Source organism: Paenibacillus chibensis (genome assembly GCF_004001045.1).
GTDB lineage: Bacteria > Bacillota > Bacilli > Paenibacillales > Paenibacillaceae > Paenibacillus_AQ > Paenibacillus_AQ chibensis.
This window is the reverse complement of the sequence record NZ_BIMK01000014.1, coordinates 47,434-56,338: the sequence shown is the minus strand read 5'-3', so window position 1 is coordinate 56,338 and position 8,905 is coordinate 47,434. Positions and strand designations below refer to the sequence as shown.

Genomic DNA, 8,905 nt, shown 5'->3' with positions numbered 1-8,905 from the left:
TTTGAAGCTACGTCGATAGACGTTTTTCATATGAGCAAGCCTTGGTTTTCCTTTTCTTGGACAAATTGCAGCTATGGAGTAGAAAACGGTGATTTTTCCTATACTAACGACATTGAAGCAGCAAAGGAGTGATAGGAATGTCCATAAATCCGGCTCCTACGGTGTACCTGCAGCTGCGCAGCCGCGTGCCGATAACCCAGGGGAGGATTGTTACGCTCGGGCATGTAGCCCGCATTTTGAGCGACCCGCAGTGGGAGGCCCCGCTTCGCAATCTGGAGCTGGTTCAGCCGCATACCTGGGACGGGAATTTGTTACTTATCGATCTTATGCAAATCATTCCGAAGGTTCAGGAGCTGATCCCTGGCGTTATCATCGAACCGATCGGGCAGCATCATGTTCTCGTGGAGGTAATGGAAAAGCCGAGAAAGCCTTCCATGCTTCTGTTTCTGCTCGTATGGCTGCTCCTGTTTTTCGGTTCCGCACTTACGATCATGAACTTTCATGCAGACGTCAACATGCAGGAGGTTCAAATCCGTACGGTGGAGATGCTTACCGGCAAGCGGGACGAGCACCCGTACCTGTTCCAGACGGCATATTCGTTTGGCATCGGCTTCGGCATGGTCGTCTTTTTCAATCACTTGTTCAAGAAAAAATGGAACGAGGAGCCGACCCCGCTTGAGGTGGAGATGTACCTGTACCAGGAGAACATTGACCAGTATGTCGTAGCCCAGGAATATAAGCGGATGAAGGCTTCGCAAAATCCGGGTGATAAGCCTTGAATACCATGCTGGGATGGGTGGTTCAGATTCTGCTCGGCATAGCCGGCGGCATTGCGGTAGGGGGCGGGGTCATCGCACTGTTTATCGTACTCGATATGATTCCCCGTTTGGCTCAGTTGACCCGTTCCTATCATCGTGTTCATTGGTATGAAGGGGCGATGGTATCCGGCTCGCTGATCGGGACGGTGTTTGATTTCTGGAACTGGAAGATGGCGCTCGGTGCATGGTCCGGCTTCATTGTCGGCTTGTTTAACGGGATTTTCGTCGGTCTGCTGGCGGCAGCCCTGACCGAAGTGCTGAATGTGCTTCCGATTTTGGCGAAGAGGCTGCGGATGATCCATTATCTGTTTGGTCTTCTGATGGCGATGGTGACCGGAAAGGTAGCCGGATCGCTCTTTGACTGGTTTGTATACAGAAAGTAAGAAGCGAAAGGTGCGGAAGAAGGATGAGCAAGCATGAGAACGAAATAACCAGCCTGGAGGATTCGTCGGAACTTGCGATGCTGATGCAGTCCAGCGAACAGGATCAAGAAGCGAAGGGCGAGGGGCAGGAACAGGATGCGGACAAACACGATACAAGGAAAGCGGAAGGTGAAGGAAAGCCGGACGAGTCCTCCGGAGAAGGACAAAAGGAAGATAAAAGCAAACTTGAAGCAATAGGGAAAAAGCGGGAAGAGGAGCATTCCGACTCGGTTGAGGAGTCAGTTATCTATTGGCAGAAGAGCGACGATGTATCGGACAGCCTGGACCGGACGAAGGCGACGCTGAAGGAAGTCGTGGGGCTCGGGAGCTCGTTTGACATCGTGTTTCGCGAAATGACGCTGGCGGGGCAAAAAACCGGACTTTTTTTCGTGAACGGCTTCGCCAAGGACAATATCATGCTGGAAATTTTGAAGCGGCTGACCTATTTGTCCGTGGATCAGCTGTCGACGGATGCGCTGCGCTCTTTTTTCGAGTGCTACATTCCGCATATCCAGGTTGAAGTCGACAAAAAGCTGAGCTCGACGATCAACAAGGTTCTGATGGGGATGTCGGCGCTGTTTATCGAAGGCGAGCAGGCGGCGATTGTCATGGATACGCGTACGTTTCCCGTGCGCAGCCCGGAGGAGCCGAGCATCGAAAGAGTCGTGCGTGGAGCCAGGGACGGCTTTACGGAAACGCTGCTGAGCAATGTGGCACTCGTCCGGAGGCGTCTGCGCGATCCGGGCCTCAAAAGCGAGCTGGTCCAGGTGGGCCGTCGCACACGTACGGATGTATGTATTGCATATATTGATGATATCGTCGACAAAGTCCAGGTCGATTCCATCCGGGAAAAGATTAAGGGCCTGGACATCGAAGGGCTTCCGCTCGCGGATAAGCAGCTGGAGGAAGCCATCATCAACAAAGGCTGGCATCCCTATCCGCTCGTCCGGTATTCAGAGCGTCCGGATGTCGTTTCCTCCCATCTGCTGGAGGGTCGGGTAGCCGTGTTCGTCGACACTTCGCCCAGCGTCATGATCATGCCGACAACCTTTTTTGATTTGTGCCAGCATGCCGAAGAGAACCGGCAGACCCCGTTCATGGGCACGTATTTGAGATGGGTGCGGTTTCTTGGTATTTTCGCCTCCATGTTTCTGCTGCCGTTATGGATGCTCATGGTCGTGAACCCCGAGCTGAAGCCGCCGTTTCTTGATTTTCTCGGGCCGCATGACAAAGGTAAAATCCCTCTGATTGCGCAGTTCCTGTTGGTGGAATTCGGGGTGGATTTGCTCCGGCTGGCAGCGGTTCATACCCCTACGCCCCTTGCGTCGGCCATGGGCCTGATCGCTGCGATCCTGGTCGGGGACATTGCCGTCAAAACGGGATTGTTCGTCAATGAAGTGGTGCTTTATATGGCCGTCGCAGCCATTGGCATGTTCGCGACGCCGAGCTATGAGCTTGGGCTTGCCAACCGGATGGTCAGGCTAGTGCTCCTGGTGGCGGTAGCCATTTTCAAAGTGCAGGGCTTTATCGTCGGAACGACACTGCTGATTTTGCTGCTGACGCTGCACCGGTCGTACAATTCTTCGTATTTATGGCCATTTATACCTTTTAATGCAAAGGCGATGGCGAGCGTTTTATTCCGTTTTCCGCTGCTCGAATCCAAGAAAAGGCCATCCTTCAACAAAACGCGTGATAATACACGCATGGCTCCAAACCCGGATAATACGGATCAATCGTAGAAAAATACAAATGTTGTGCATAAAAATCCATTCAATCTCTTCCGTTGTCTGTTATACTGATGTAAAAGTTCAGATGGAATCTTTATACGTTCCACAGAAAGCGAAGGGATGCTGAATATGTTCTTACATGGTACAAGTCAAATAAATGCAGCCGGACATCTGGAAATCGGCGGATGCGACGTCACGGATCTCAAGGCCAAGTATGGAACGCCGCTCTACATTGTCGATGAAGAGCTCGTGCGCCAGCGCTGCCAGCAGTATGTAGCCGCATTCCGCGCATCCGGCCTGAAATTCCAGGTGGCTTATGCGAGCAAGGCGTTTTGCGTAATGGCTATGTGCCGTATCGCCGATCAGGAAGGCATGTCGCTTGACGTCGTTTCCGACGGAGAGCTTTATACGGCGCTTCAGGCGGGCTTTCCGGCCAAGCGCATTCACTTCCATGGCAACAACAAGACGCTCGAAGAAATCGAAATGGCGATCGATGCCGAAATCGGATGCTTCGTGGTGGACAACTTGGTTGAGCTGCATGTGCTCAATGCCGTGGCGGCGGAGAAAAACGTACGCGTCCAGATTTTGCTGCGCGTAACGCCAGGCGTCGAAGCGCATACGCATGAGTACATCTCTACCGGTCAAACCGATTCCAAATTCGGTTTTGATATCGGCAACGGCTCCGCATTCGAAGCCGTGAAGCTGGCATCCGAACAGTCCCATCTGGATCTGCTCGGCGTTCATTCCCATATCGGGTCCCAGATTTTTGAGGTTGAAGGCTTTGAAATGGCCGTTCAAAGGGTTGCTGAATTCGCGCAGCGGGTTCATGCGGATCTTGGCGTACCGTTCAAAGTGGTCAATCTGGGTGGAGGCTTCGGCATCCGTTATGTGGACGGCGACACACCGCTGGAAGTATCGCAGTATGTCAAAGCGATTACCGATGCCGTTAAAACGCATTTCTCCGGTTGGTCTGCCGAGGTGCCTGAAATCTGGGTGGAACCGGGACGCAGCATCGTTGGAGATGCCGGCACGACATTGTACACCTTAGGAACAAGCAAAGATATTCCCGGCGTTCGCAAGTATGTGGCCGTAGACGGCGGCATGACGGACAATCCGCGTCCGGCTTTGTACGAATCGAAGTATGAAGCTGTGCTCGCGAACCGGGCGAACGACGCTGTCGAAGAGACGGTTTCCATCGCGGGAAAATGCTGCGAGAGCGGGGATATGCTGATCTGGGATCTGGACCTGCCGAAAGTGAACAGCGGTGATTTGCTTGCTGTTTCCTGTACGGGAGCGTACAACTATTCCATGGCCAGCAATTATAACCGGATCCGCCGTCCAGCGGTTGTATTCGTGAACCAGGGCGAGAGCGATCTGGTCGTGCGCCGGGAAACGCTGCAGGATATCGTCGGCAACGACGTGGTGCCTGAGCGTATCGGCAAACAGGCTGTTTTGAAATAGCAAACCGCCTGAGAAGTAGGCAAGAATTGGTGAAGAACAAAACACAAAAAGGATTATTTCTGTATTGGGGAATGCGGAAATGATCCTTTTTGTGCCGCAAAGAATTGCAAATGAGCCTCAAAGTGAGATACAATCAGAACGTGATGAAAATTGGAGGACAAGCCCAATCCGGGCTGTCTGACTGCTAAAATTTGACGATTAGGAAGTGATCTTGCATGAAAAAAGGTACGATCGAACTTGAAAATGGTGGAGTAGTTGAAATAGAATTTCTGCCAGAAGAAGCACCAAACACGGTTGCTAACTTTGAAAAGCTTGCAAACTCCGGCTTTTATAACGGTTTGTCTTTCCACCGTGTAATCCCTGGTTTCGTAGCCCAAGGCGGATGCCCTAAAGGCAACGGAACAGGCGGCCCTGGATACACCATCGATTGCGAAACGTCTACCAATACGACGAAGCATACCAAAGGCGTATTGTCCATGGCCCATGCCGGCCGCAACACGGGCGGAAGCCAGTTCTTCATCGTATACGAACCGCAGCCTCACCTTGACGGAGTTCACACTGTTTTCGGCAAAGTGACCAAAGGCATGGAATATATCGATGCCGTTAAACAAGGCGACCGCATGAAAGAAGTTAAAGTGTGGGACGCTGAATAAGTTCATAGCATGAGGTTTTGAAAGCCGTCTTTTACTTGCTGCCGCAAGGGAAAGGCGGCTTTTTCATTCGTTTTTCTTTAGGGATGAAAGGACAGGTTCTTGCGATCGAAGGTTGCAATTTGGCGGATGCGGTGGTAACATTCCTTTTGAGAATGTGAACTGATTATTCAGGGAAGTTTTCTCGACAATTTTATAAACCATGATTGGTTGATCCTTCGGGGCAGGGTGAAATTCCCTACCGGCGGTGATGATGCGATATGCGATCCTCGGGCTGATGCCCGGGACGCGAATGCGTCTCAGTCCGTGACCCGGCCGCGTGTCCTTTAAGGCGCGCGTACGGTGGACCTGGTGCAAATCCGGGACCGACAGTATAGTCTGGATGGGAGAAGGAGAGGAAGCGCATGTACATATTTCATGCGATGCCCGCCAATAAAGCTATGGCACGAGTTGTCTTTACACACGCATTGCATGGTCAATGGATGTGATTGAAAGGCCTTGTTTCACTGTGACTCCTGTTTCGTTGACGAACAGGGTGAAGCGGGTTTCTTCAGGTTACCTCCATGCGGAGAGCTTATTTGAGCTTACCTAGTATGCGCGTGTTGATGGCGCACGATTGTTTGCCATTCCTTCCAAAGGAACGTACGCTAGAAGTACGAAGCTTTATTTGGGTATCTTCGAATGACTCTCAAGCCGCCCCCGGATGTGATCCGGGGGTTTTTTTGTTTTCATTTTTTACGGGAAGGGGGCTGGGACAAATATGGATCCGGTCGTGAACGATGAATTTTATATGTCGCTGGCTCTGGATATGGCACAGCGGGCCTTAGGACAGACCGGCATCAATCCGGTCGTAGGCTGCGTCATCGTCAAGAATGGCGCGCTTGTCGGTCTGGGGACGCATCTGCAGCGGGGAGGCGGACATGCCGAGGTCCATGCGGTTACCATGGCCGGATCGAACGCGGAGGGAAGCACCGTCTATGTGACGCTGGAGCCCTGCAGCCATTACGGCAAAACCCCGCCCTGCTGCGAGCTGCTGATCGGGGCCAACGTCAAGCGGGTGGTTGTGGCCTGCGAAGATCCGAATCCGCAGGTTGCCGGTAAGGGAATCGAAAGGCTCCGCCAAAGCGGCATCGATGTCGAGGTCGGTGTTTTAAGAGACAGGGCGGTCCGGCAAAACGAGATGTTTGCGAAATATATTACAACGGGTCAGCCCTTCGTCACAATCAAGACCGCAAGCACGCTTGACGGCAAGATTGCCTCTGAGACAGGGGACAGCAAGTGGATATCGAACGCGGAAGCGAGATTGCAGGTGCATGCCCTTCGTCACCGGCATCAGGCCATCATGGTCGGGATCGGAACGGTGGAGGCGGATGATCCAAGCTTGACGACCAGGCACGATGGAGTGGATGGACTGCAGCCCATCCGCATCATCGTCGATTCGAAGCTCCGGTTATCGCCGGAAGCCAAGATGTTCAGGGAAGGGAACGCTCAGGTGATCGTGCTGACGACGGAGCAGGCGGATCCGGCAAGGACCAAGCTGCTGTGTGATGCCGGAGCGACTGTGCATTCCTTTGGTTCAGGCCCCAGGGTAGATATGAAAGCAGCAATGGCGGAGCTGGGACGTATGGAGATCGGCTCCATCCTGGTTGAAGGCGGAGGAACGCTGAATGGGTCTCTACTGCAGGCACGATTGGTTGACCGGATCATTCTCTATATCGCTCCGAAGCTTATCGGCGGGAAGAATGCACCGGGCAGCTTCAGCTTGGAAGGTATCCGACATATGTCGGAGGCCATCACGCTGGGCTCGGTAATGATCGAGCAAATCGGCGACAACGTCTCCATATCGGGCATTCCGGTATGGCCGAGCTCATGATTGGAGGAGAGGAAGTCATGTTTACCGGATTGGTAGAAGAAATCGGCATCCTGGATAGCATTACGAGGGAAGGAGAAGCCATGGTGCTCGGCATTAAGGCATCCACGATCATGGACGATATCCGTATCGGCGACAGCATTGCGGTGAACGGCGTATGTCTGACGGCCACGAAAGTCGGCGTGGACGGATTTGCGGTCGATGTGACGCCTCAAACCTACCGGCATTCCAATCTGGCTTTGCTCAAGGCGGGCAGCCGATTGAATCTGGAGCGGGCCATGCAGGCGGACGGCCGCTTCGGTGGACATCTGGTCCAAGGGCACGCCGATATGACCGGTACGGTGCTCCGGATTGCCAAAGAACAGAACGCGGTACTGATCGATATTATGCCGGATCGTCCGGACATGGCGAAATATATCATCCCGCAAGGCTCGGTAACGGTGGATGGTATCAGTCTCACCGTGGCTGAAGCTGACGCAAAGAGCTTCAGGGTATCCATCATTCCCCATACGCTTGCCGAAACCGGGTTATCCGGCATTCGGGCGGGCAGCGTGGTGAACATTGAATGTGACATCATCGGCAAATATGTGCATGCCCTGCTGGGCTCACAAACTTCAAGGGGTGCGGCACGGCCGCAAGGGATTCGCATGGAGACGCTGGCAGAGAACGGTTTTGTGTGAGCATGAAGCATATGATTTTCACAACAAAAGGGGGAACTTGGCATGATGAAGGAATTCGCTTTTGATCCGATTGAAGATGCGATTGCGGAGCTTCAGCACGGAAATATCGTCATTGTGGTGGATGATGAGGACCGGGAGAACGAAGGCGACTTCGTTGCGTTGGCTGAGAAGGCGACTCCGGAGGTCATCAACTTCATGATAACCGAAGGCCGGGGGCTGGTTTGCGTGCCGATCACAAGAGAACGAGCCGAGTCGCTCGAGCTTTCACCTATGGCGGCCCGGAACACCGACCATCACGGAACAGCTTTTACGGTATCGGTGGATGAAACCAATACGACAACCGGCATATCCGCTTATGAACGCTCGTTGACGGCAAAGCGGCTGGCCGATCCTGCAGCTGGCGCGGATCAATTCCGCCGTCCCGGGCATATGTTCCCGCTGATTGCGAAAGACGGCGGCGTCCTGCGGCGCGCCGGCCATACAGAAGCTGCGGTGGATTTGGCAAGATTAAGCGGCTCAGCTCCGGCCGGGGTCATCTGCGAAATCATCAAGGAGGACGGCACGATGGCACGGCTGCCGGATTTGAGAATGATCGCGGAAAAGCACAGCCTGAAGCTGATTTCGATCCGGGATCTGATCGAATACCGCAATCAGCGCGAGAAGCTTGTCCGCCGCGAAGCAGAGGTCCGGATGCCGACGGATTTCGGCGTTTTCCGGGCGGTGGCTTACTCGAATGAAGTCGATGATAAAGAGCATTTGGCGCTTGTGAAAGGAACAATTACAGGCGATGCTCCTGTATTGGTAAGGGTTCACTCCGAATGCCTTACGGGAGATGTATTTCATTCCTTGCGCTGCGACTGCGGTCCGCAGTTCGCGGCTGCGCTTCGGCAGATCGAAGCCGAAGGGAACGGCGTACTGCTGTATATGAGACAGGAAGGCCGGGGCATTGGACTGATCAACAAGCTGAAGGCCTATGAGCTGCAGGAGCAGGGACTCGATACCGTGGATGCCAACCTGAAGCTGGGTTTCCCGGCAGATCTTCGCGACTACGGGATCGGCGCGCAAATTCTCAAAGATCTGGGCATTCGGCAGATTCGCCTATTGACCAACAATCCGAGAAAAATCAAGGGACTTGAAGGCCACGGCCTGGAAGTTGTCGAACGCGTTCCGATTCAAATGGAGGCCGGCGAGGACAACAGCCGGTACCTGCACACCAAACAAACGAAGCTCGGTCATATGCTGAGCAAGGAATCATAATAAAATAAAAGAGAGGTAGA

At 53.4% G+C, this 8,905-nt stretch carries 8 protein-coding genes and 1 riboswitch; all 8 genes read left to right on the top strand.

Annotated features, from left to right (window positions below; translation table 11 throughout):
- Positions 1-137: 137 nt before the first annotated feature.
- Complete coding sequence (locus PCH05_RS13255) at positions 138-779, top strand: stage V sporulation protein AA (protein WP_127602874.1); 642 nt, start codon at positions 138-140, stop codon at positions 777-779.
- Between the two features lie 5 nt (positions 780-784).
- On the top strand, positions 785-1,201 hold the full coding sequence (locus PCH05_RS13250; RefSeq protein ID WP_127602878.1) for a stage V sporulation protein AB: 417 nt from the start codon (positions 785-787) through the stop codon (positions 1,199-1,201).
- An 83-nt stretch (positions 1,202-1,284) separates the two neighbouring features.
- Positions 1,285-2,979: a spore germination protein gene (locus PCH05_RS13245; protein WP_127602877.1), complete on the top strand. Its 1,695-nt coding sequence runs from the start codon at positions 1,285-1,287 to the stop codon at positions 2,977-2,979.
- Between the two features lie 117 nt (positions 2,980-3,096).
- Positions 3,097-4,428, top strand: a complete 1,332-nt coding sequence (gene lysA / locus PCH05_RS13240) for a diaminopimelate decarboxylase (RefSeq protein ID WP_127602873.1) — start codon at positions 3,097-3,099, stop codon at positions 4,426-4,428.
- Between the two features lie 215 nt (positions 4,429-4,643).
- Complete coding sequence (locus PCH05_RS13235) at positions 4,644-5,081, top strand: peptidylprolyl isomerase (protein ID WP_127602872.1); 438 nt, start codon at positions 4,644-4,646, stop codon at positions 5,079-5,081.
- A 207-nt stretch (positions 5,082-5,288) separates the two neighbouring features.
- Positions 5,289-5,476, top strand: a riboswitch (FMN riboswitch).
- Between the two features lie 362 nt (positions 5,477-5,838).
- Positions 5,839-6,951: a bifunctional diaminohydroxyphosphoribosylaminopyrimidine deaminase/5-amino-6-(5-phosphoribosylamino)uracil reductase RibD gene (ribD, locus tag PCH05_RS13230; RefSeq protein WP_127602871.1), complete on the top strand. Its 1,113-nt coding sequence runs from the start codon at positions 5,839-5,841 to the stop codon at positions 6,949-6,951.
- 17 nt (positions 6,952-6,968) lie between these two features.
- Positions 6,969-7,628, top strand: a complete 660-nt coding sequence (ribE, locus tag PCH05_RS13225) for a riboflavin synthase (RefSeq protein ID WP_127602870.1) — start codon at positions 6,969-6,971, stop codon at positions 7,626-7,628.
- Positions 7,629-7,670: 42 nt separating this feature from the next.
- Positions 7,671-8,885: a bifunctional 3,4-dihydroxy-2-butanone-4-phosphate synthase/GTP cyclohydrolase II gene (locus tag PCH05_RS13220; protein WP_127602869.1), complete on the top strand. Its 1,215-nt coding sequence runs from the start codon at positions 7,671-7,673 to the stop codon at positions 8,883-8,885.
- Positions 8,886-8,905: the final 20 nt, after the last annotated feature.

Bases quoted from the DNA above. Each gene is read 5' to 3' on its own strand.
- PCH05_RS13255 (WP_127602874.1), top strand. From the start codon at position 138: ATGTCCATAAATCCGGCTCCTACGGTGTACCTGCAGCTGCGCAGCCGC.
- PCH05_RS13250 (WP_127602878.1), top strand. From the start codon at position 785: ATGCTGGGATGGGTGGTTCAGATTCTGCTCGGCATAGCCGGCGGCATT.
- PCH05_RS13245 (WP_127602877.1), top strand. From the start codon at position 1,285: ATGCAGTCCAGCGAACAGGATCAAGAAGCGAAGGGCGAGGGGCAGGAA.
- lysA (WP_127602873.1), top strand. From the start codon at position 3,097: ATGTTCTTACATGGTACAAGTCAAATAAATGCAGCCGGACATCTGGAA.
- PCH05_RS13235 (WP_127602872.1), top strand. From the start codon at position 4,644: ATGAAAAAAGGTACGATCGAACTTGAAAATGGTGGAGTAGTTGAAATA.
- ribD (WP_127602871.1), top strand. From the start codon at position 5,839: ATGGATCCGGTCGTGAACGATGAATTTTATATGTCGCTGGCTCTGGAT.
- ribE (WP_127602870.1), top strand. From the start codon at position 6,969: ATGTTTACCGGATTGGTAGAAGAAATCGGCATCCTGGATAGCATTACG.
- PCH05_RS13220 (WP_127602869.1), top strand. From the start codon at position 7,671: ATGATGAAGGAATTCGCTTTTGATCCGATTGAAGATGCGATTGCGGAG.